Source organism: Saccharomonospora amisosensis, assembly GCF_011761185.1.
Lineage (GTDB): Bacteria > Actinomycetota > Actinomycetes > Mycobacteriales > Pseudonocardiaceae > Saccharomonospora_A > Saccharomonospora_A amisosensis.
Map to the genome: position 1 here is coordinate 2,110,113 of NZ_JAAOYM010000001.1, position 20,052 is coordinate 2,130,164.

Sequence of the window (20,052 nt, forward strand, 5' to 3'; positions counted from 1 at the left end):
TGGCGAAAATGCGGTCGGACCGGCTTTGATCTTGGATCGAGGTTGCTCGCCCATACCCTCAGACACGGAGGAACGATGAAGGTGACCTACCTTGGCTCAACCTCGACCGTCGGTCAGTGCCCGACCGTGTATGCCACGGACCGGGGCACCTTTCTGATCCAGGGGGACATCGTGACCGACGCGGAGGCGCTCGCCGAGTTGCGCAGGCACGGCAACGGCATCCCGGCGCACGAGACCGTGGTGGAGGTCCCGGTCGAGCTGATGCGGTTCGTCCCGGCACCACAGCTGGCGGCCGACTGATGCCGCCGCCGCTGGTCACCGGCAAGGCATGGGCCGAGCTGTTCACCCGATACCGGCATCGCGCGTGGCGCTACGAGTGCCAGGGCGAGTACCACGAGCCGTACGAGACCGAGCCGCTGCGCAGGTTCCTCGCGGGAGAACCCTACGACCTGGAGTACATGCGACCCTGGCTGGACAGCATCCGGCGGGCGGTGGCACAGGGCAAGAGTGTCGCCCGGGTGCGTGTACTCACCCTGCCGCTGACCGACTACCTGCGCTTCGAGATGAGCGTGGCGCAGCTCAACGCGGCGGCGGGCGAGGACATCCGGGTCATCGACGCCGAGCGCGCCGAGCAGTTGCGACTCGGTGACCGAGACTTCTGGATATTCGACGACGACACGGTCGCGCTCATGCATTTCGGCACGCGCGGCTTCGAAGGTGCGACCATCGAGTCCGAGCCGGAGGCGACCGCGCCCTACCGGCTCATCCGCGACCGGGCGTGGCGGCACGCCCGGCCGTTTCACGACCATCCAGCGCTAGCGCGCAGCTGAGGAGCCCGTGACCAGCTTCGAGCACAGGAAGTCCGCATTCGGCGACAGCCTTCGCCAGCTCCGAGGTGGGCTGAGCGCGAAGGCTGTCGCCGCGGGCGCGGGCTGGCCTGCGCACAAGCAGTCGAAGATCGAGAACGGCAGGCAACTGCCCACCGCGGACGAACTCGACCTGCTGCTACGGCTGCTCGACGCGCCCGCCACCACGGCGGCGCGGCTGCGCAACGAGCGCGCCGCCATCGAGGACGAGCGGGTGGTGTGGCGGCAGCGGGTGCGAGCGGGTTACCGCGCACGGCAGGACGAGGCGCTGGCCATCGAGACCTCGGCCACGACGATCAGGGCGGTTGAGCTCAGCGTCGTTCCCGGACTGCTGCAGACCGCCGACTACGCACACGCCGTGCTGAGCACCGCGCGCGAACTGCACGGCGGCACCGACGATCTCACCGAGGCCGTCCGGGTACGGATGCGCCGCCAGCACGTGCTCTACGAACCGGGCCGCACGCTGGGGTTCCTGCTCGCCGAGTCGGCGTTGTGGCACCCCGTGGCGCCACCGGAGGTGATGGCCGCGCAGCTGCACCGGCTGCTGGCCACGATCGGCGTGCCGAACCTGCGGTTGGGCATCCTGCCCGCCCGCACCCGGTTGCCTGTCGTGCCGCTGCACGGGTTCTGGATTCTCGACGAGGTGGTGCTCGTCGAGGACCTTAGTGGCGAACGTCGCATCACCGATCCACGCGAGGTCGACACCTACCGCGCCGCCGTCGAGCGGCTGTGGGAAGTGGCTGCCGAAGGGGACCGGGCACGCGAAATCCTGGCCCGCATCGAATACTGAGCAACACACCACTGGTCCGCACGTCCGCGCAGGTCGACCGGCGGTTGTCTAGGGCGGCTCCTCGCGGGGCGGTGCCGGGCGCGGTCGCGGCGGGTCGACCCCGCCGGATGCCGCCGCACGTTCACCGGGAACCTCTACTACGATCTGTCAAGGTGCCGCGTTCACGTGGCGAGGCACCGGCAGTCTGACGCAGGGAGCGAGATGTCGTTGGTGGCGCACGGGCGCGGAGACCAGGTCGGCGACCGGGTCGGCGCCGTGCAACCCGCTGCTGGAACGGCCGTGGCAGGCGGACCAGGTGGCAGGCAGGTCGAACAGGGCGGACAGGGCGGACGCAGCCTCCGCGCGGTTGTCGGCGCCTACGCCGCACTCGCCAAGCCGCGAGTCATCGAGCTGCTGCTGGTCACCACGATCCCCGCGATGTTCCTCGCAGGCAGGGAGATCCCGTCGCCGTGGCTGGTGCTGGCCACGCTTGTCGGCGGGACGATGGCCGCGGGCAGCGCGAACGCGTTGAACTGCGTGATCGACGCCGACATCGACAAGGTCATGCACCGCACGCGGCGGCGGCCGCTGGTGCGTGACTCGGTGCCCCCGCGCAATGCCCTGGCCTTCGGACTCTCCCTCGGTGTGGCGTCGTTCGCGGTGCTGTACCTCGCCGTCAACTTGCTCGCCGCCGTGCTGGCCGTCGCCACGATCGGCTTCTACATCTTCGTCTACACGCTGCTGCTGAAGCGCCGCACACCGCAGAACGTGGTCTGGGGCGGCGCTGCGGGCTGCATGCCGGTCATCATCGGCTGGGCCGCCGTGCAGGGCACGGTGGAATGGCCCGCGTTCGTGATGTTCGGTGTGATCTTCTTCTGGACGCCGCCGCACACCTGGGCGCTGGCGATGAAGTACCGCGAGGACTACCAGCGCGCCGGTGTTCCGATGCTGCCCGTGGTGGCAACGCCCAAGCACGTGGCGAAGCAGATCGTCGTCTACTCCTGGGTGATGGTGGGCTGGACACTGCTGCTCGCACCGGCCACCAGTTGGCTCTACGCGGCGTTCGCGGCGCTGGCGGGGGCGTGGTTCCTGTACTACGCCCACCGGTTGTACGCCGCGGCGGGCAGGGGCGAGCCGACCAAGCCGATGGCGCTGTTCCACCGTTCCAACACCTACCTGATGATCGTGTTCGTCGCGTTGGCCGTCGATGCCGCGATCGGGCTGCCCGTGCTCGGCCTGCCCTTCTGACACCGGGGCAGCGGCAGGGCACCCGCGGGGGAATTCCAGGGGCGGGGCGATCGTTGTTGGTCGGTTAGGCGAATGCATCCGACACCGAACGACTCCGAAAGTGGGGTTGCCCCTTGTCCGTGTCCCCGTCTCATCGGGAGCCCGACAGCCACGCCGACACCGTCACCACCGAACGCTCGCACAGGGCCGCCGATATCGCGGCGGAGCAGTCGTACGTATCCGCGCTGTACGAGCGGCTTGACGCCGAGCGGGAACTGGCGGCGCGCAGGCTGGACGAGGCGCTGCGTTCCAGCGGCGGCCCGCCGCAGGCCCAGGCCGAGCGCGAGGCCGCGACCAGGACGTACAGCGACCGCTTGGCCCAGCTCGGCGCCGTCGAGCAGGGGTTGTGCTTCGGCAGGCTCGACTTCTCACCCGGACACGACGGCGACTCGCCGCTCTACATCGGGCGGCTCGGGCTGTTCGACTCCGACGACGACTACCGTCCGCTGCTGCTGGACTGGCGCGCGCCCGCGGCGAGGCCGTTCTACCTGGCCACGGCCGCGTCGCCGGACGGGGTGTACCGCCGCAGGCACATCCGCACGCTGACCAGGAAGGTCGTCGGCCTTGACGACGAGGTGCTGCGACTCGACGCGGCGCAGCACAGTGACCATCTCGGTCTGGCGGGGGAGGCCGCGTTGCTGGCCGCGCTTGAGCGCAGGCGCACCGGTGAGATGTCCGACATCGTCGCGACGATCCAGGCCGAGCAGGACCGCATCATCCGCGCCGATCCCGGCGGCGTGCTGGTGGTGCAGGGGGGTCCCGGCACCGGCAAGACCGCGGTCGCGCTGCACCGCGCCGCGTACCTGCTCTACACCTACCGGCGGCAGTTGACGACGCGCGGGGTGCTCGTGGTGGGGCCCAACAGCACGTTCCTGCGCTACATCGGCCAGGTGCTGCCCTCGCTCGGCGAGACCGGCGTGTTGCTGGCCACCATCGGCGAGCTTTTTCCCGGCCTCGCGGCCACCGGACTCGACTCCTCGGCCGCCGCCGAGGTGAAGGGCCGCGCGGTGATGGTGGACGTGCTGGCCGCGGCCGTGGCCGACCGGCAGGTTGTGCCCACCGACGCGCTGGCCGTCGACGTCGACGGCGAGGTGCTCACCCTGGACCGGGCCACGTGCGAACGGGCCAGGGCCAAGGCGCGCGGCACGCTGCGCCCGCACAACCCCGCCCGGCGGGTGTTCGTCGACGACCTGCTCGACGCGCTGGCGCAGCAGTCCGCGAGCAAGCTTGAGGCGAGCGTGCTGGACGACGTGCCACAGGTGCCGCTCGCCGAGGGCGAGTCCGACGACGCCGACCTGCTGGACGCGCGCGACCACGCAGCGATCCGGGAGGAGCTGGCCAGCGACGAGCGGGTGCTCGCCGCGCTCAACACGCTGTGGCCGAAGCTCACGCCGCAGGAACTGCTGAGCGATCTGCTCACCGATCCGGCACGGCTGCGCCGTGCAGGCGAGGGGTTGCTTGACGACGCCGACCGGGCTGCGCTGCTGCGCCGGCCCGGTTCGCTGTGGACGCCCGCCGACGTGCCGCTGCTCGACGAGCTGGCCGAACTTCTCGGCGAGGACGACACCGAGGCCCGCGAGCGCAGGGAGCGCAGGCGGCGTGAGCAGCGCGCCTACGCACAGGGCGTGCTGCACGTGCTTGAGCAGGACGAGGAGATCCTCGACGAGGAGATCATCCGGGTCCGCGACGTGCTCGACGCCGAACTACTTGCCGAGCGCCAGGAGGCCAGCAACGACCTCACCGCGGCGCAGCGGGCGGCCATGGACCGTTCCTGGACGTTCGGGCACGTGATCGTGGACGAGGCGCAGGAGCTTTCGGCGATGGATTGGCGGTTGCTGATGCGACGCTGCCCGAGCCGGTCGATGACCATCGTCGGTGACGTGGCCCAGACCGGCTCGGCCTCGGGCACCTCGGCGTGGGGCCGGGTGCTGCAGCCCTACGTCGGTGATCGGTGGCGGCTGCGCGAGCTGACGGTGAACTACCGCACGCCCGCCGAGATCATGGAGCTGGCCGGACGGGTGCTCGCCGAGATCGACTCGGGCCTGTCCGCGCCGGTGTCGGTGCGCGGCACCGGGGTTTCGCCGTGGCAACGGCAGGTGCCCGCCGGTGAGGTGGCGCACCGGTTGCGGACCGTGGTCGACGCGGAGCTGGCCGAGCTGGACGGCGGCACCCTGGCGGTGCTGTGTCCGGCGTCGCTGGAGGCGCCGCTGTCCGCCGAGCTGGCAGAGACCGCGGGCGCGGCGGGCACGGTGGACATGGTGGGCGGGATGGACGGCGGGATGGCTGACGAGGCCGGCTCCGCGCGGCCACAGCCGAGGGTCTCGGTGCTCACCGTGGAACGGGCCAAGGGCCTGGAGTTCGACGGGGTCGTGCTGGTGGCGCCCGACGAGATCCTGCGCGACTCGCCGAAGGGGCTCAACGACCTCTACGTGGCGTTGACACGGGCGACGCAGCGGCTCGGGATCATCCACACCTCCCGGGTTCCGGCCGTGCTCTCAGGTGCGCAAAGCGGCCGGTAGGCGCCCAGCTAGGGTGTCCACATGCGCAATGCTGGCAAGATCATCGCGGTGGCGGCGTTCGCCGTCGGGCTGGTGGCGTGCTCACCGCCGAACGAGCAGCCCTCCGACCTGCCGCCGGGCGCGGAGCCCACGCCCACGTCGGCGGCCGCTCCCACCCAGACGACCCCGCAGGGCAAGGAGTGCACGGCCGAGGACATCACGGTCCGGCAGCAGCCGGACACGATCGGTCCGAACGTGGAGATCCCGCAGGACTGCGAGGCACCCACCCGGCTGCTGACCAGAGACCTGGAGCGAGGCCAGGGACCCGCCGCTGAGCAGGGCAGCACGGTACAGGCCGACTACCAGCTGGTGTCGTGGTCCGACGGGCAGGTCCAGGAGAACACCTTCGACCAGCAGGCTTCGCTGACCATCACGCTCGGCGAGCCGCACGAGTTCGATGGCTGGGACGAGGCACTGAGCGGCATCCGGGAAGGCGGGCGCAGGTTGGTGCTGGTGCCCGCCGGGATGGGCTTCGGTGACGCCGCGGGCGAGCCGCTCGCCGACGAGCCACTTGCCGTCGTCGTCGACGCCTTCAGCGTGCGAAGCCAGTAGCGACAGCCGCACCTGCCGTTCGGCCGGGGTCGTGGGGCGCCGCTGAGGTCAGCTGAGGTCACGGCGGCCAGCTGAGGTCACTGGGACGCGCTGGGACGCGTTGAGACGTGCTGAGGGCACCCACGACCCCGTCCGGTCACGGCAACAACAGCACCTTTCCCGTTGTGCGGCGGCCCTCCAGGTCCTCGTGGGCCTCGCGGGCCTGCCGCAACGGGTACCGCTGCCCGACGCGTACCGTCAGCGTCCCCGCCCGCACGGCCTCCAGCAGTTCGGAGGCTCGCCACGTGGACTCCTCGCGCGTCCGCGTGTAGTCGGCGATCTTGGGCCGCGTCAGGTACAGCGAGCCGCCCGCGTTGAGTCGCTGCGGGTCGATCGGCGGTACCGGGCCGCTGGAAGCGCCGAACAGCGCGAGCAGCCCCCTCGGCCGCAGACACGACAGGCTGCCCTCGTAGGTGGACTTGCCGACACCGTCGTAGACCACCGGCACGCCCGCGCCGTCGGTGAGTTCCCGGGTTGCTTCCACGAAGTCCCGCTCGGTGTATCGGATCACCTCGTCGGCGCCCGCGTCTCGAGCGAGCTGCTCCTTCTCCGGTGTCGACACGGTGCCGATGACCCTGGCGCCCTTCGCTTTCGCCAACTGCACCAGCAGTAGCCCGACACCACCGGCCGCGGCGTGTACCAGCACGGTCTCGCCTTCGCTGACCGCGTAGGTCGAGTTCAGCAGGTAGTGGGCGGTGATGCCCTGTAGCAGCAGCGCCGCGGCGGACTCGTCGGACACGCCGTCGGGCACGGCGAAGGCGATGTCGGCGGGCACCAGGGCCTGCTGCGCGTAGCCACCGGGCGTGCCTTGCCAGGCCACCCGATCGCCCACGGCGAAGTCGTGTACCTCGGACCCGACGGCGGCCACAGTGCCCGCGCCCTCCAACCCCGGCGTGTAGGGCAGCTCCATCGGGTAGATGCCGGACCGCTGGTAGGTGTCGATGAAGTTGACCCCCGCCGCCGCGACGTCGACCAGGATCTCCCGGGGACCGGGACCGCCGATCTCGACGTCGCTGACTTCGAGCACCTCGGGGCCGCCGGTTCGCCGTACCCGCACCGCCGTGGCCATACGCACTCCTTCTTCGTCCTCGTTGGTTGTTTAGCAGGGCCGCGACCAGGCTAAACACTCAGCAGCGTGGTGTGCGGTAACCTGCGGTGACCGCCGTTTCCAGCCACCACGGACGCAGATCATGCCGGAATGGTTACCCGCCGCGAAGCGCTGGTCAATGACGTGCTGATACCTGTCGTTCTAGGCTTCACCGCGGCCTTCCTGTTCGCCGCCTCCGCCGCGTTGCAGCGACGGGCGGTGATCAGGGCCGCCGACACCGACGCTCGGCATCGCGCCGCGACACACCGGCTTCCGGTGCTGTGGTTGCTGAGGCGAATGCTGAAGCAGCGGCTGTGGCTGCTCGGGTGGGGAACGAACCTCACCGGTTTCGCCAGCCAGGCGACCGCGCTGCACTTCGGCTCCGTCGCGCTGGTGCAGCCGCTGCTGGTGACCCAGTTGCTCTTCGCGTTGCCGATGGCGTCGGCGGCGGTCAGGCGCTGGCCGTCGCTGCGGGACTGGCTCTCGGCGCTGGCGATCACCGGCGGTGTCGCGCTGTTCCTGGCTGTGGAGGGCGCGGCCCCGCTCGGCGGTGAACCCGACCGCGGCCGGCTGATCCTCGCGCTGTTCATCGCGGTGGTGACGGTGGCGGTGCTGGTGCAGGCCGCCCAGCTGGCAGGGCCGTTGCTGTTCACCGCGCTCATCGCCGCCTCCGCCGGCATCTGCTACGCGATGAGTGCGGCCATGATGAAACTCACAGCCGACAGTCTCGCCCAGCGAGGGGTGCTCGCCACGGCTTTGGACTGGCCGGGCTACACGCTCGCGGTCACCACCACGTGCGGCCTGCTGCTCGGCCAGCAGGCCTATGCCTCCGGCTCGCTTTCCGCGGCGATCGCGGTGATGTCGATTGTCAATCCTGGGGCCAGTTTCGCGGTCGGCGTGCTGGCCTTCGACGGGCACCTGTCCACCGATGCGGGGCCGCTCGCCGCGGTCGCCGCGGCCGGAGCGCTGCTGGTGCTAGGGGCCTTCGGCCTGGCACACTCACCCGCCGTGCGGCTGGAAAGCCGGAGTACAGCGACGCATGGGGTTTACCCAGTCCGAGCTAAAGTGTCTGACAGCGTCGATACGCAGGCGCATGCTGTTGGCAAGTTCCATGGGACACAGAGCCGGAATGGGGCCCGGACCAGACCCAGGACCCGACCTGGAGGTTGAGCCCGTGCACAAGGCGCAGGCAACCGAGCGACATCACGAACGGCACCTGGTCATCGAGATCCCGCATCTGCGGTCGACGCTCACGCGTGCGGTGACCCTGCTGCTGGAAACAGTTGTCGTCCCCACACTGCTGTTCATGGTCCTGCTGCACTTCTTCGGCCTGGTGCCCGGCCTCGCGGCCGTGATGGGCTGGAGTGCGCTGGTGATCGGCGCGCGCAGGCTCATGCGTCGCGAACTGCCACAGACGCTACTGCTGTCGACGGGCATGCTCGTCAGCCGCGCGATCGTGGCTCTCATCACCTCCAGTGCGGCGGTGTACGTGCTGCAACCCGTGGTGGGCTCGATACTCATGTTCCTGCTGTTCGTGGGAAGTGCCGTGATCGGGAAGCCGATCACGGAACGACTGGCCCGCGACTTCGTGCACCTGCCCGCCGAGCTGTTCTCCCATCAGACCGTGCGCAAGGTGTTCGTCAACGTCGCCCTGCTGTGGGGCGGCTCACGCCTGCTCGATGCCGCGATGACCATGGCGTTCCTGCGGTGGAGTGTGGAGGCGGGCCTGTTGTCGCGTGGCGTGTTCAGCGGGCTGCTTACCGCGCTGACGGTGGCGATCGCCGTCGGCCACGGCTGGCGCACGCTGCGCAAGGTGCCCGGCGTGACGCTGCGGCTGGGTAAACCTCCCGTCACCGCATAGTTCGACGGCGCGGGGACGCGTAGATCACTACGGTTCGTGATATACGGTGTTGTGCTCACTGCGGGATCAGCGGTCCGCGCCGCGGCGGCAGGCACCGGGATCGGCGCCGATCGCCGACTGAGATGGTGGGTCGAGATCCTGCTCGGCCTCGCGCTGTTCGGTGTCTACCTGCTCGTGCATTCCTGGCCGCTGCCCGGCCACGTGGCCAGGGCCATGGCCAACGGCGAGGCCATCCTCGCCTTCGAGCGGGCCCTGCACACCGACTTCGAACTTCCGATGAACCTGTGGCTGGCCGACACGGGCTGGCTGCGAGTGGTGGCGAACTACGAGTACGCCTTCACCTACATCGTCACGACCCTGGTCGTGCTGGTGTGGCTCTTCCTGCGCAGGCCGAGGGTCTACCGCTGGGCGCGTGACTCTTTCGCGCTGCTCAACCTGTTCGCGCTGGTGTGTTTCTGGCTCTACCCCGTGGCCCCGCCGAGGTTGCTGCCCGGCGCGGGCTTCGTCGACACCGTCCGGTTGAGCGGCACGTGGGGGTCGTGGGGCTCGCCGATGGTGGACAACGCCAACCAGTTCGCGGCCATGCCCTCGCTGCACATCGGTTGGGCGGTGTGGGTGTCGGTCGTCCTTGCCCGCATCGCGAGCGGGTGGCTGGCGCAACTCGCCAGCGCGGTGCATGTGCTGGTGACCTTCCTGGTCATCATCGCCACCGGTAACCATTACTGGCTCGACGCCGTGGGTGGCGTGCTGGTGGTGTGGCTCGGTGTCGCCGGGGCAGGGCTGCGCGGACACCCTCAGGACACGCGCAGCGCGCCAGAGCGGTGGACGACGCGGGCGAACGTGGGCAGGCTGCTCCTGCTGGAGGCGCGGCGCATCGAAAAGGGCGCAGCAGGCACCAAAGGCGCCAACTGCACGGACCTGGTTTGGCTGAGGCAGCGCGTCCGAGGGCTCGTGCTGGCCGACCACCGGCGGGCGGCGGGTCCCGGCCAGGAACAGCGGCCCGAGCCGGACTGGTCGTGGCATCTGCCCGAGTACGACCTCACCGGTAAGGGCGAGCAGCGGGCGCGCGCCACCCTGTACCGCATCGCGGCGGACCTCGTCGCGCGGCCGTTGCCGCCCGACCGGCCACCGTGGCGGTGCGCGCTGGTCAGCGCTGACGGCGTGGCGGCGGTGGTGCCGATCGCCGCCCCCGCGCCAGGTAGCCGCGCCGGGGACGGCGCCGACCCGGCTGCGGGCGGCCAGCCGCGCCGGCTGAGGCTGACGGTCGTCGGGCTGCCGGAGCGCGCCGTGTGTGACCTCGCGGCGGCTCACCGGGCTCGGGCCTCGGAAGTGCTGCTGTGCGCGGTGACGGGCGCGCTCGCGGGCGGGCAACCGGACATCCTGCCCGACCCGGTGCGGGTGTGGCTGGCCGATCGGGAAGGTGGGGTGCCGGTGGACGTGCCGCTGCGCGGCCTGTTGCCCAAGCGGCGGCTGGCGGTGCTGGCAGGCACCCTCGGTGCGCGTCCTTGCCGCGCCGAGGACGCGGGCGTGGAGGCGGAGCTGGCGGGGCCCCGGTGGTGTGAGCCGCCCGTGCCGGTCGACGAACTGCCGGTGAGCGTCGCGGTGCCGCTCGTGGCACCGGGGCCGGACAGCCCGCTTGGGCTGGGCGCGCAGACCGTGGACGGCACCCTGTGGGTCGGGTTGCTAATCGCCTGTGAGCTCGTGGGTGACGTGGACCGCTTCGAGACCCGGTTGAGCACGGAGCTGGCCAAACTCGGCCTACACTCGCGCCGTGGCTGACACCGAAACCGAGCAGACCCCCGCCGAGCCCACCTCCAGGCAACTGGCGGTGGCGCGCGCGTTCGTGGCCGAGCACGGCAAGCCCGCGAAGGCCGTGGTCGAGCGAATCGGCCGAGCGGGCGCCCGTGTGGTTCTCGTCGGCGCCGACGGCGCGCTCGGCGATGTCATCGTGCCGAGCCCGCAGGCAGGGGACGCGCTTGTCGAGGCGGTTGACGAGCTCGAACCGGCCGTGTGGGACGCCGAGACCGTGGCCGCCACCGTCATCGGAGCCAGGCACCGATACAGGATGGCCGGTCCGCTGGCTCGCCGGTGACCGCGAAGGTCATCCTCGCCACCTCGGCGCGCCTGCCGCACGGCGATCCCGACGAACGGGCGGTGCCCCCGGCTCTCGCCGACGTCGGCGTGACTTCCCGCTGGTTCGCCTGGGACGACCCGGCCGCCGACTTCACCGCCGCTGATCTGGTGATCCTGCGTTCCACCTGGGACTACCCGGACAGGTGGGAGGAGTTCCTCCGCTGGTGTGCTTCCGTGCCCAAGTTGCGAAACACCTTCGACGTGGTGCGGTGGAACACCGACAAGTCCTACCTGGTGGAGTTGGCCGAGTCTGGGCAGGCTGTCGTGCCGACCAGGTTGCTGCGGCCGGGGGACACGCCGAGCTGGCCGGACGCGGAGTTCGTGCTCAAGCCCGCGGTGGGGGCCGGATCGAGAGGGGTGGGCCGGTTCGGGCCCGCCGACACCGAGCGGGCCGCCGACCACCTCACCGCGCTGCATGCGCGGGGCAGGGCGGTGCTGCTGCAGCCTTACCAGCGCCGGGTGGATACCGAGGGTGAGACCGCGCTGGTGTTCTTCTGCGGCGTGTACTCCCACGCCTTCACCAAGGGCCCGATGCTGGCCGGGCAGGGAATGGATCGGTCAGGGTTGTTCGTGACGGAGAAGCGGGCCGCCACCGACCCGCCGCCGCGGTTTCGCGCGCTTGCCGAGGACGTGCTCGACGCGGCGGCACACCGGCTCGGTAAGAGCAGGGCGGAACTGCTGTACGCGCGGGTGGACGTGGTGCGCGTTGACGACGGTGCGCCCGCGCTGCTGGAACTGGAGCTCACCGAGCCTTCGCTGGGGTTCGAGCAGGCGGGGAAGGACGCCGCCGCGCGCTTCGCGTCCGCAGTGCGCCAACACCTCGCCTAATCCCGCGAGTCTCCCGTTCCTGCCCGCGAGTCCTGCGTTCCTGCCCGCGAGTCCTGCGTTTCCGCCCGCGAGTCCTGCGTTTCCGGGCCTGCTCCCGGACGCCCCGAGCGCAGAACTCATCGCCCCGAGCGCAGAACTCATGGGCGAGAGCGGGGGACTCGCGGGCGAGAGCGGGGGACTCGCGCAGGGTGACGGGTCAGGCGGTCGCGGTGCGCTTGGCCGCCAGTCGCTCCGGCTTGGGCCAGCGAACGTTGCGTGCCCACCCCAGCTTCTCGAACAGCCAGATCAACCGGGCGGAGATGTCGATCTGGCCGCGCAGCACGCCGTGCCGGGCGCAGGTCGGGTCGGCGTGGTGGGAGTTGTGCCAGGACTCGCCCATCGACAGGATCGCCAGCGGCCAGAAGTTCGACGCCTTGTCCCGGCTGGTGAACGGGCGCGAGCCGACAAGGTGGCAGATCGAGTTGACCGACCAGGTGACATGGTGGGAGAAGGCGACCCGCACCAGCCCCGCCCAGAAGAAGGCCGTCACCGCGCCCCACCACGACCAGGTGATGAGGCCACCGAGTACCGCGGGCAGCGCGAGACTCGAGGTGATCCACAACCAGAAGAACCGGTTCACCACGCGCAGGTCCTTGTCGGCGAGCAGATCGGGAGCGAACCGCTCGTAGTTGGTCACCTCGCGCTTGAACATCCACCCCATGTGGGCGTGCCAGAATCCGCGCAGCAGCGCCGTGGCGGAGGTGCCGAACAGCCACGGCGAGTGCGGGTCGCCCTCCCGATCGGCGAACGCGTGGTGCCTGCGGTGACTGGCCACCCAGAAGATCACCGAGCCCTGCACGGCCATGCTGCCGGTGATGGCCAGCGCCACCCGAAGGGCGCGGTTGGTCTTGAAGGCGCCGTGGGTGAAGTAGCGGTGGTAGCCGACGGTCACACCGAGCGTGGCCACGGTGTAGAACACGGCGGCGAGCGCGAGGTCGAGCCAGCTCAGCCCCCATCCCCACGCGAAAGGCACCGCTGCGACCAGCGCGATGAACGGAATCAGCAGGAAAGCCTTCAGTACGATCATCTGACCAGTCGTGCGTTGCTCTCCGACGAGCGGCTTGGGACCGGTGTTCGCTGCGGACGGTGGCATGGTGCTGGTGCTCATGGTGCGGTGCGACCTCGAATCGAGTTGAGGAGTATCAGGGCACGGTTCGGTGCTGGACAGGGTAGCGGCGTGGGTTGGCTCTCGCGCCGCCAAGGGATGACGCCACCGTGACGGTCGATCGACGCGCCGATGTGTTCGGCGCCCGCGACCCGGAGTCCGTCACCCGACGTTACCGGGTGACCGGGCTGTCATCGCCCAGGCTTCGCGTCGCGGCGGCGGGCTGCTGGCTCGTCGTGGGTCCTCGATCTCTGGCCGCGCACCACAGCGCCGCCGTCGCCACGATCACCAACATCGAACCGAGCACGTGCAGCGACACCAGGCCCTCGGGGACACCGAGCGCGTACTGCAGGCTGCCGAGCCCGCCCTGGGCGAGGGCGACCGCCCAGACGACGGCGTAGCGTCGCCACAGCCGCGCGGTGGCGCCGGTGCGCAGCCATTGCAGCCCGAGCATCGCGAGCACGAGCAGGAACAGCACGAGCAGCGCGCCGTGCACCTGGGCCAGCGCATCGATCGGCGCCTGCAGCCGCGGTGTTTCCGGGTCACCGCCGTGCGGGCCCGCGCCGGTGACGGTGGTCCCCGCGATCAGTAGCGCGAACATGATGCCGACGAGCGTGCCGAGCAGGATCCGCCCGCTCGGGGTCACCCGCCAGCGGGGTGGTTCGTCACCTTCCTGGAAGGCGTGCAGCAGCAGCACCGCCAGCCACACCAGGACGGTGGAGGCGAGGAAGTGGATCGCCACGGTCCACCACAGCAGATCCACGAGCACGGTGATGCCGCCGATCACGGCCTGGGCCACGACGCCCGCCGGCATGGCGAGCGCCAGCTTCATGAGCCGCCGACGGCCAGGATGGTCGATCAGAATGCGCCACGCGGCGAGCACGCTGAGCGCGGCGACGGCCACGACGACGATCGTGAACAGCCGGTTGCCGAACTCGATCCACTGGTTCAGCAGGTCGTACTCCGGGTGCTCTACCGGGACCATGCTGCCGGAGAAGCACTGCGGCCAGGTAGGGCAGCCGAGTCCGGAACCGGTGACGCGCACGACCGAGCCGGTGACTCCGATCCCACCCTGCGTGACGATGGCGGCGACGGCGAGGGCTCGTTGAACCGCCTGCGACGGGTACGGCAGGCGGGCGACGAGCGAAGAGAACTGCACGACATCGCATAGTAGAGCCGAACCGAGCGCGACCAATTGGGTGGTGGGGGGTGACCGGCACCGGGGCCGGGCGATGGGCGTCGCGGACGGTCAGGTGAGCTTCGTGGTTCGCGTGGCCAGTGCGGCGGCGGCGGCGCCCCACGCCACGAGCGGCAGCAGCGCGGGCCAGGAGAACTCGCCGTGTACCAGCGCCGCGTACAGCCCCTCCGCCAGCGCCGCGGACGGCAGCAGCGACACGACGGCGCCCACGGAGCCGGGCAGCGCGGAAGGGGCCAGAATGATGCCTCCGGCGAGCAGCAGCACGAACCACACGATGTTGGCGACCGCGAGCACCGTCTCCGCCCGCAACGCCCCGCCGAGGAGCACCCCGAGAGCGCCGAAGGTCAGCGTGCCGAGCACGAGCAGCGGCACCGCCAGCGCGATCCCCGCCGTCGACGGTGACCAGCCGAGCGCGAAAGCGACGGCGGCCAGCACCGCGGTCTGCAGTGCCACCACCACGAGCGCCGCGGTCAGCCTGCCCGCCACCAGCAGCCAGCGCGGCAGCGCGGTGGCCGAGAGCCGCTTGAGCACCCCGTAGCGGCGGTCGAAACCGAGAGCGATCGCCTGGCCGGTGAAGGCGGAGGACAACACGGCGAGCGCCAGGATTCTCGGTGTCACCGCGTCGACGCGGGCCAGACCCGGTTCGGCACCGGTGGGGACCACGTCGAGCAGGCTCAGCCCCACCAGCAGCGCCAGCGGGATGAGCAGCGTCAGCAGTACCTGCTCGCCGTGCCGCAAGGTAAGGCTCGTCTCGACACGGGCGTGGGTGAGCAGCATGCGCCCGATGCGCCCCGGCCCAGGCGCCGGGGTGAAGGTGCCAGGGGGAAACCGCGGCGCGCGCACCGCCTGGTGCTCGGTCATGCCCGCAACTCCCGCCCGGTCAGTTCCAGGAAGACCTCTTCGAGGTCGCGCTTGCCGACGTGCAGTTCCTGTGCCAGCACGCCCTGCTGGGCGCACCAGGCGGTGACCGTGGACACCACCTGCGGGTTCACGGCTCCGGAAACCCGGTAGGCGCCGGGGGAGGACTCTTGCACCCGGTAGCCCTCCGGCAGTGCCTCGCGCAGCAGCTGGGTGTCCAGCCCCGGCCGGGCCCGGAACCGCAGGTGTGCGTCGTCGGCGTGCTCCGCGGTCAGCGCGCTCGGCGAGCCGGAGGTGATGACCTTTCCGCCGTCCACGATCACGACGTCGTCGGCCAGCGTCTCCGCCTCCTCCATCAGGTGGGTGGTGAGCAGCACGCTGACCCCGTCGGCGCGTAGCGCCGCCAGCAGCTCCCACACCAGGCGGCGGGCCTGCGGGTCCATACCCGCGGTGGGCTCGTCGAGGAACACCAGCTCCGGCCGTCCGACGAGCGCGCAGGCCAGTGAGAGCCGCTGCTGCTGCCCGCCGGAAAGCCGTTTGAACGGGGTACGCCTCACCCCGTTCAGCCCGAGCACGTCGAGCAGCCAGGCCGGGTCGAGCGGGTCGGCGGCGCAGGCGGCGACCAGCCGCAGCATCTCCTCGGTTCGCACCCCGGGGTAGGCGCCCCCGCCCTGCGGCATGATGCCGATACGGGGCCGCAGCGCGGCGCCGTCGCGGGCGGGATCGAGGCCGAGCACCCGGACGGTGCCCTCGTCGGGTCGCTGGAAACCCTCGCAGATCTCGACAGTGGTGGTCTTGCCCGCGCCGTTGGGACCGAGCAACGCCAGCACCGTGCCCCTCGGCATCTTCAGGTCGAGGTGGTCGACGGCCGTGACCGGCCCGAAGCGCTTCACCAGCCCGGTGATCTCGACGGCCGCTGCACTCACGAAACTCAAGGGTACGGCGCCTGCCTAGCCGGCGTTCTCCGGGCGGCGGAACAGCATCGGCATTCGCCGCCACACCAGCAGCAGCACACCGGCGAGCACGATCGCCCCGGCGAGGTAGGCCTGGTGCAGCAGGTAGGCCCGCCCGTCGAAGGGGCTGCCGGTGGGCGGGATCAGCATCGCCAGCACGGCACTGACCGCCGTGGCGGCGACCCGGAACCGGGACGTGCCCGCCGAGGCCGCCAGCGGGATCACCGCCCACAGCAGCCACCACGGCTGCATCGCGACGTGCAGCATCATGAAGGCGCCGAGCGACACCCCCAGCCCGATCATCGGGCGACGACGCCAGCGGAAGCTGTCCCACAGTAGCTTCACCGTGATGGCGCCGGCCACGACGTAGCCGAGCATGCCCAGTATCGCGATGATGGACGCGGTGTGGTTGCCCAACCCGAGCGCGATGCCGAGAACGCCGCCGAGTTGGCCGAGTTCGGCGACCGGGGCGATCCAGTTCCAGATCTTGGCCGGGGTGTCGAGCGCGCCGATCCAGCCGAAACCGAGTCCCGTGGCCAGCCCCACGGCGACCATGACCGTGGTGAAGATGCCCACCATGAGCGCGGCCGCCCACGCCAGGTCCGTGATTCGGCTGCGCCAGCGTCTGGCGATCATCACACCGAGGAAGCCGAGCGCGACGATCGCGTGGATCTTCACCATCGCGGCCAGCGCGATCACCGTCGCGCCGAGCAGGATGTAGGTCACCTCGCCCTTGGCCAGTGGCGGAGGCTCGTCGCCTGCCACCCTCACGGGGAGCCTGCGGATGCCGAGGTCGATGCCCGCGAGCATCAGGCCGATGCCGAGTGCCTCGTTGTGGGCGCCCGCGACGAGATGGAACAGCACCAGCGGGTTCGCCGCGCCCAGCCACAGCGCGGTGCCTGGCTGTACGCCGAACCGCCTTGCCAACCTCGGCAGCGCCCACACGATCAGGGCGAGGCCGATCAGTGCGAGGATCCGGTGCGCCAGCACACCGGGCACGATGTCCGTGCCCACCATCCTGGAGATCCAGCTGCCGATCTCCAGGAAGAGTGGCCCGTAGGGGGCGGGGGTGTCGCGCCACATGTTGGACACCCCCGAGGTGAGCGGGTCGGCGACGCCGAGCGCCTCGGCGGGGCCGAGCGCGTAGGGGTCCATGCCGCGGTGCACGATCTCGCTCTGCGCGAGGTAGGCGTACACGTCGCGGGAGAACAGCGGGGGAACGAACAGCAGCGGCACGATCCACGTCGCCAGCGTGCGCAGCAGTTGCCCCTGCCCCGCGGACCGGCGCCTGCCCGGCCTGACGAACCGGCCGAGCAGCAGCCACGCCGCCACCATCAGGCCCATTCCGGTGAACGCCACAGCGACGGACACCGTCGGGATACGGGTGAACACTCGAAGCACCGGAATGCCGAGCACCGGGTTCAGCACCGGGGCGGCGCCCGCGCCCAGTGAACCGAACGCCAACAACAGCGCACCCAACGTGCCCAGTCTGCGCACGACGGTCAGCGCCCGGATCTCCTCGGCGTCGAGCGGTTCGGCGTCGCCGGAGTGCACCGGTGAGCGCATCATGGTTCCGCCCTTTGCCAATGCCACGGTGAGCAGCGTATCGAGCGGCCTGTGGAGTGAGTCCGGTCACTCGGCTTTCGGTCGGCTTTGCCGTGGAGCCGGAAATACGACACACTTATGTTGTGAAAAAGCAGGGGAGCTTGGACGAACACGTCGGCGGGCCGCGCGCCGCCGTGGACATCCCTGCTCAGGCTGCCCACGTTACGGCCGAGGGCCGCACCCGGCACGAGGTCGCCAGGCTGCTGCTGGAGCAGGGACCGATGTCCGCGGTCGCGGTCGCCGAGGAGCTGGGCATCAGCCCGACGGCGGTGCGCAGGCACCTCGATGTGCTGGTCGCCGACCAGGAGGCCGAGACAAGGCAGGCCTCCCGGCGTGGCCCGCGCGGCAGGGGACGTCCCGCGAAGCTGTTCCTGCTCACCGAGCAGGGCAGGGCCCGGTTCGGGCACGCCTACGACGACCTCGCGGTCTCCGCGATCCGCTTCCTCGCCGAGCACGCGGGTGAGCCAGCGGTACGGGCGTTCGCCGAGCGCAGAGTCGCCGCCCTGGTCGAGCCCTACCGGGACGCGGTGACCCACAGCCCGGGTGCCTCGGCGAGAGCCAAGGCCCTGGCGAACGCCCTGACCAGGGAGGGCTACGCCGCGTCGACCCGCGAGGTCGGCGCTCCCGGCGGGAAGACGGGTGCGCAGCTGTGCCAACACCACTGCCCGGTCGCCCACGTCGCGGCTGAGTTCCCACAGCTGTGCGAGGCGGAGACCGAGGCATTCGCCGAACTGCTCGGCACCCATGTGCAGCGGTTGGCGACGATCGCACGCGGAGACACCGCCTGCACCACGCACGTGCCCGCCGACACGTCGGGTAACGAAGGACGAACTCCGAATGGAGGGACTACCGCATGACTGCCGCTGCCGAGCAGCGCAACCCCACCACCGCGCCGCCGAAGGAATCGCTGAGCCAAGAGGAGACCATCGAATCCCTTGGCAAGTACGCGTTCGGCTGGGCGGACCCGGACACCGCGGGCGCGACCGCCCGACGTGGACTCAACGTCGAAGTTGTCACCGACATCTCCGACAAGAAGTCCGAGCCGGAGTGGATGCGCGAGACGCGCCTGAAGGCGCTGAAGCTGTTCGAACGCAAGCCGATGCCGAGCTGGGGAGCGGACCTCTCTGGGATCGACTTCGACAAGATCAAGTACTTCGTGCGCTCCACGGAGAAGCAGGCAACGAGCTGGGACGAGCTGCCCGCCGACATCAAGAACACCTACGACAGGCTGGGTATCCCGGAGGCGGAGAAGCAGCGCCTGATCGCGGGCGTGGCCGCGCAGTACGAGTCCGAGGTGGTCTACCACCAGATCCGCGAGGACCTGGAGAAGCAGGGCGTCCTCTTCCTCGACACCGACACCGGGCTGCGCGAGCACCCCGAGCTGTTCCGGGAGTACTTCGGTTCGGTGATCCCCGCCGGTGACAACAAGTTCTCCGCGCTGAACACGGCCGTGTGGTCGGGAGGTTCGTTCATCTACGTGCCGCCGGGCGTGCACGTCGACATCCCGCTGCAGGCCTACTTCCGGATCAACACCGAGAACATGGGCCAGTTCGAGCGGACGCTCATCATCGTCGACGAGGGTGCCTACGTGCACTACGTCGAGGGCTGCACCGCCCCGATCTACAAGTCGGACTCGCTGCACTCGGCGGTCGTGGAGATCATCGTGAAGAAGGGCGGACGCTGCCGCTACACGACGATTCAGAACTGGTCGAACAACGTCTACAACCTGGTCACCAAGCGGGCCAAGGCCGAAGAGGGCGCGACCATGGAGTGGATCGACGGCAACATCGGCTCCAAGGTCACCATGAAGTACCCCTCGGTGTTCCTGATGGGCGAGCACGCCAAGGGTGAGGTGCTCTCGGTCGCCTTCGCCGGTGAGGGCCAGCACCAGGACGCGGGCGCCAAGATGGAGCACCTCGCGCCGCACACGTCCTCGACGATCGTGTCGAAGTCGGTGGCGCGCGGCGGTGGCCGCACCTCCTACCGTGGCCTTGTGAAGGTCGCCAAGCGGGCGCACCACTCCAAGTCCACGGTGAAGTGCGACGCGCTGCTGGTGGACACGGTCTCGCGTTCCGACACCTACCCCTACGTCGACATCCGCAACGACGACGTGTCGATGGGCCACGAGGCGACGGTGTCGAAGGTCAGCGAGGACCAGTTGTTCTACCTGATGTCTCGCGGGCTCACCGAGGACGAGGCGATGGCCATGGTGGTGCGCGGGTTCGTCGAGCCGATCGCACGCGAGCTGCCGATGGAGTACGCGCTGGAGCTGAACCGCCTGATCGAACTGCAGATGGAAGGAGCCGTCGGCTGA

General features: G+C 70.3%; 19 protein-coding genes. 13 read left to right on the plus strand and 6 right to left on the minus strand.

The window, feature by feature from the left end:
- Window positions 1-75: 75 nt before the first annotated feature.
- From FHU38_RS10335 to FHU38_RS10360, 6 genes are all read left to right on the plus strand, one after another.
- On the plus strand, window positions 76-300 hold the full coding sequence (locus FHU38_RS10335; RefSeq protein ID WP_167169459.1) for a hypothetical protein: 225 nt from the start codon (window positions 76-78) through the stop codon (window positions 298-300).
- Window positions 300-830 (plus strand): DUF6879 family protein, encoded by a 531-nt coding sequence (locus tag FHU38_RS10340; RefSeq protein ID WP_167169461.1) that lies wholly within the window; start codon window positions 300-302, stop codon window positions 828-830. Before FHU38_RS10335 ends, FHU38_RS10340 begins: the two co-directional genes overlap by 1 nt.
- A 7-nt stretch (window positions 831-837) precedes the next feature.
- Window positions 838-1,656 carry a DUF5753 domain-containing protein gene (locus FHU38_RS27950; RefSeq protein ID WP_167169464.1) on the plus strand — a complete coding sequence of 273 codons (819 nt, stop codon included), beginning with the start codon at window positions 838-840 and terminating at the stop codon, window positions 1,654-1,656.
- A 201-nt stretch (window positions 1,657-1,857) separates the two neighbouring features.
- Window positions 1,858-2,883, plus strand: coding sequence for a heme o synthase (locus FHU38_RS10350; protein ID WP_208415618.1), 1,026 nt, complete (start codon window positions 1,858-1,860; stop codon window positions 2,881-2,883).
- Between the two features lie 113 nt (window positions 2,884-2,996).
- Entirely contained in the window at window positions 2,997-5,441 is a 2,445-nt protein-coding gene (locus FHU38_RS10355; protein WP_208415619.1) for an ATP-binding domain-containing protein, read from the plus strand.
- 21 nt (window positions 5,442-5,462) lie between these two features.
- Window positions 5,463-6,032: an FKBP-type peptidyl-prolyl cis-trans isomerase gene (locus FHU38_RS10360; protein WP_167169467.1), complete on the plus strand. Its 570-nt coding sequence runs from the start codon at window positions 5,463-5,465 to the stop codon at window positions 6,030-6,032.
- 136 nt (window positions 6,033-6,168) lie between these two features.
- Here the strand turns inward: FHU38_RS10360 and FHU38_RS10365 are convergent, their stop codons facing one another.
- Window positions 6,169-7,140, minus strand: a complete 972-nt coding sequence (locus FHU38_RS10365; RefSeq protein ID WP_167169469.1) for a quinone oxidoreductase family protein — start codon at window positions 7,138-7,140, stop codon at window positions 6,169-6,171.
- A 129-nt stretch (window positions 7,141-7,269) separates the two neighbouring features.
- On the opposite strand from FHU38_RS10365, the gene FHU38_RS10370 reads away from it, so the two are divergent.
- From FHU38_RS10370 to FHU38_RS10390, 5 genes are read left to right on the plus strand one after another with little or no spacing between them, the layout of a single operon-like run.
- The gene (locus tag FHU38_RS10370; RefSeq protein WP_167169472.1) at window positions 7,270-8,328 is read left to right on the plus strand and encodes a DMT family transporter; all 1,059 of its coding nucleotides are present in this window, start codon (window positions 7,270-7,272) and stop codon (window positions 8,326-8,328) included.
- Between the two features lie 4 nt (window positions 8,329-8,332).
- The gene (locus tag FHU38_RS10375) at window positions 8,333-9,019 is read left to right on the plus strand and encodes a hypothetical protein (RefSeq protein WP_167169475.1); all 687 of its coding nucleotides are present in this window, start codon (window positions 8,333-8,335) and stop codon (window positions 9,017-9,019) included.
- A 36-nt stretch (window positions 9,020-9,055) separates the two neighbouring features.
- Window positions 9,056-10,798 carry a phosphatase PAP2 family protein gene (locus FHU38_RS27290; protein WP_313886722.1) on the plus strand — a complete coding sequence of 581 codons (1,743 nt, stop codon included), beginning with the start codon at window positions 9,056-9,058 and terminating at the stop codon, window positions 10,796-10,798.
- Complete coding sequence (locus tag FHU38_RS10385; protein ID WP_167169478.1) at window positions 10,791-11,111, plus strand: hypothetical protein; 321 nt, start codon at window positions 10,791-10,793, stop codon at window positions 11,109-11,111. Before FHU38_RS27290 ends, FHU38_RS10385 begins: the two co-directional genes overlap by 8 nt.
- Window positions 11,108-11,980, plus strand: coding sequence for an ATP-grasp domain-containing protein (locus FHU38_RS10390; RefSeq protein ID WP_167169481.1), 873 nt, complete (start codon window positions 11,108-11,110; stop codon window positions 11,978-11,980). The genes FHU38_RS10385 and FHU38_RS10390 overlap by 4 nt, the downstream gene beginning before the upstream one ends.
- 196 nt (window positions 11,981-12,176) lie before the next feature.
- Here FHU38_RS10390 and FHU38_RS10395 read toward each other — a convergent pair whose 3' ends face one another.
- The 5 genes from FHU38_RS10395 to mptB all read right to left on the minus strand — a co-directional run bounded on the left by FHU38_RS10395 (window position 12,177) and on the right by mptB (window position 17,702).
- On the minus strand, window positions 12,177-13,127 hold the full coding sequence (locus tag FHU38_RS10395) for an acyl-CoA desaturase (protein ID WP_167169484.1): 951 nt from the start codon (window positions 13,125-13,127) through the stop codon (window positions 12,177-12,179).
- 169 nt (window positions 13,128-13,296) lie between these two features.
- Entirely contained in the window at window positions 13,297-14,283 is a 987-nt protein-coding gene (locus FHU38_RS10400) for a COX15/CtaA family protein (protein ID WP_167169487.1), read from the minus strand.
- Window positions 14,284-14,373: 90 nt separating this feature from the next.
- Window positions 14,374-15,183, minus strand: a complete 810-nt coding sequence (locus FHU38_RS10405) for an ABC transporter permease (RefSeq protein ID WP_167169490.1) — start codon at window positions 15,181-15,183, stop codon at window positions 14,374-14,376.
- On the minus strand, window positions 15,180-16,106 hold the full coding sequence (locus FHU38_RS10410) for an ABC transporter ATP-binding protein (protein ID WP_167169494.1): 927 nt from the start codon (window positions 16,104-16,106) through the stop codon (window positions 15,180-15,182). Before FHU38_RS10410 ends, FHU38_RS10405 begins: the two co-directional genes overlap by 4 nt.
- A 24-nt stretch (window positions 16,107-16,130) precedes the next feature.
- Entirely contained in the window at window positions 16,131-17,702 is a 1,572-nt protein-coding gene (gene mptB, locus FHU38_RS10415) for a polyprenol phosphomannose-dependent alpha 1,6 mannosyltransferase MptB (RefSeq protein WP_167175910.1), read from the minus strand.
- 137 nt (window positions 17,703-17,839) lie between these two features.
- Between mptB and FHU38_RS10420 the strand changes: the two genes are divergently transcribed.
- Both FHU38_RS10420 and sufB read left to right on the plus strand, forming a co-directional pair.
- On the plus strand, window positions 17,840-18,595 hold the full coding sequence (locus FHU38_RS10420; protein ID WP_208415622.1) for a helix-turn-helix transcriptional regulator: 756 nt from the start codon (window positions 17,840-17,842) through the stop codon (window positions 18,593-18,595).
- Entirely contained in the window at window positions 18,592-20,052 is a 1,461-nt protein-coding gene (gene sufB, locus FHU38_RS10425) for a Fe-S cluster assembly protein SufB (protein ID WP_167169500.1), read from the plus strand. Before FHU38_RS10420 ends, sufB begins: the two co-directional genes overlap by 4 nt.

What these genes read in the sequence shown, in the direction of transcription:
- FHU38_RS10335 (WP_167169459.1), top strand. Translation starts at nt 76, where the DNA reads ATGAAGGTGACCTACCTTGGCTCAACCTCGACCGTCGGTCAGTGCCCG.
- FHU38_RS10340 (WP_167169461.1), top strand. Translation starts at nt 300, where the DNA reads ATGCCGCCGCCGCTGGTCACCGGCAAGGCATGGGCCGAGCTGTTCACC.
- FHU38_RS10350 (WP_208415618.1), top strand. Translation starts at nt 1,858, where the DNA reads ATGTCGTTGGTGGCGCACGGGCGCGGAGACCAGGTCGGCGACCGGGTC.
- FHU38_RS10360 (WP_167169467.1), top strand. Translation starts at nt 5,463, where the DNA reads ATGCGCAATGCTGGCAAGATCATCGCGGTGGCGGCGTTCGCCGTCGGG.
- FHU38_RS10365 (WP_167169469.1), bottom strand. Translation starts at nt 7,140, where the DNA reads ATGGCCACGGCGGTGCGGGTACGGCGAACCGGCGGCCCCGAGGTGCTC.
- FHU38_RS10370 (WP_167169472.1), top strand. Translation starts at nt 7,270, where the DNA reads ATGGTTACCCGCCGCGAAGCGCTGGTCAATGACGTGCTGATACCTGTC.
- FHU38_RS10395 (WP_167169484.1), bottom strand. Translation starts at nt 13,127, where the DNA reads ATGAGCACCAGCACCATGCCACCGTCCGCAGCGAACACCGGTCCCAAG.
- FHU38_RS10405 (WP_167169490.1), bottom strand. Translation starts at nt 15,183, where the DNA reads ATGACCGAGCACCAGGCGGTGCGCGCGCCGCGGTTTCCCCCTGGCACC.
- mptB (WP_167175910.1), bottom strand. Translation starts at nt 17,702, where the DNA reads ATGATGCGCTCACCGGTGCACTCCGGCGACGCCGAACCGCTCGACGCC.
- sufB (WP_167169500.1), top strand. Translation starts at nt 18,592, where the DNA reads ATGACTGCCGCTGCCGAGCAGCGCAACCCCACCACCGCGCCGCCGAAG.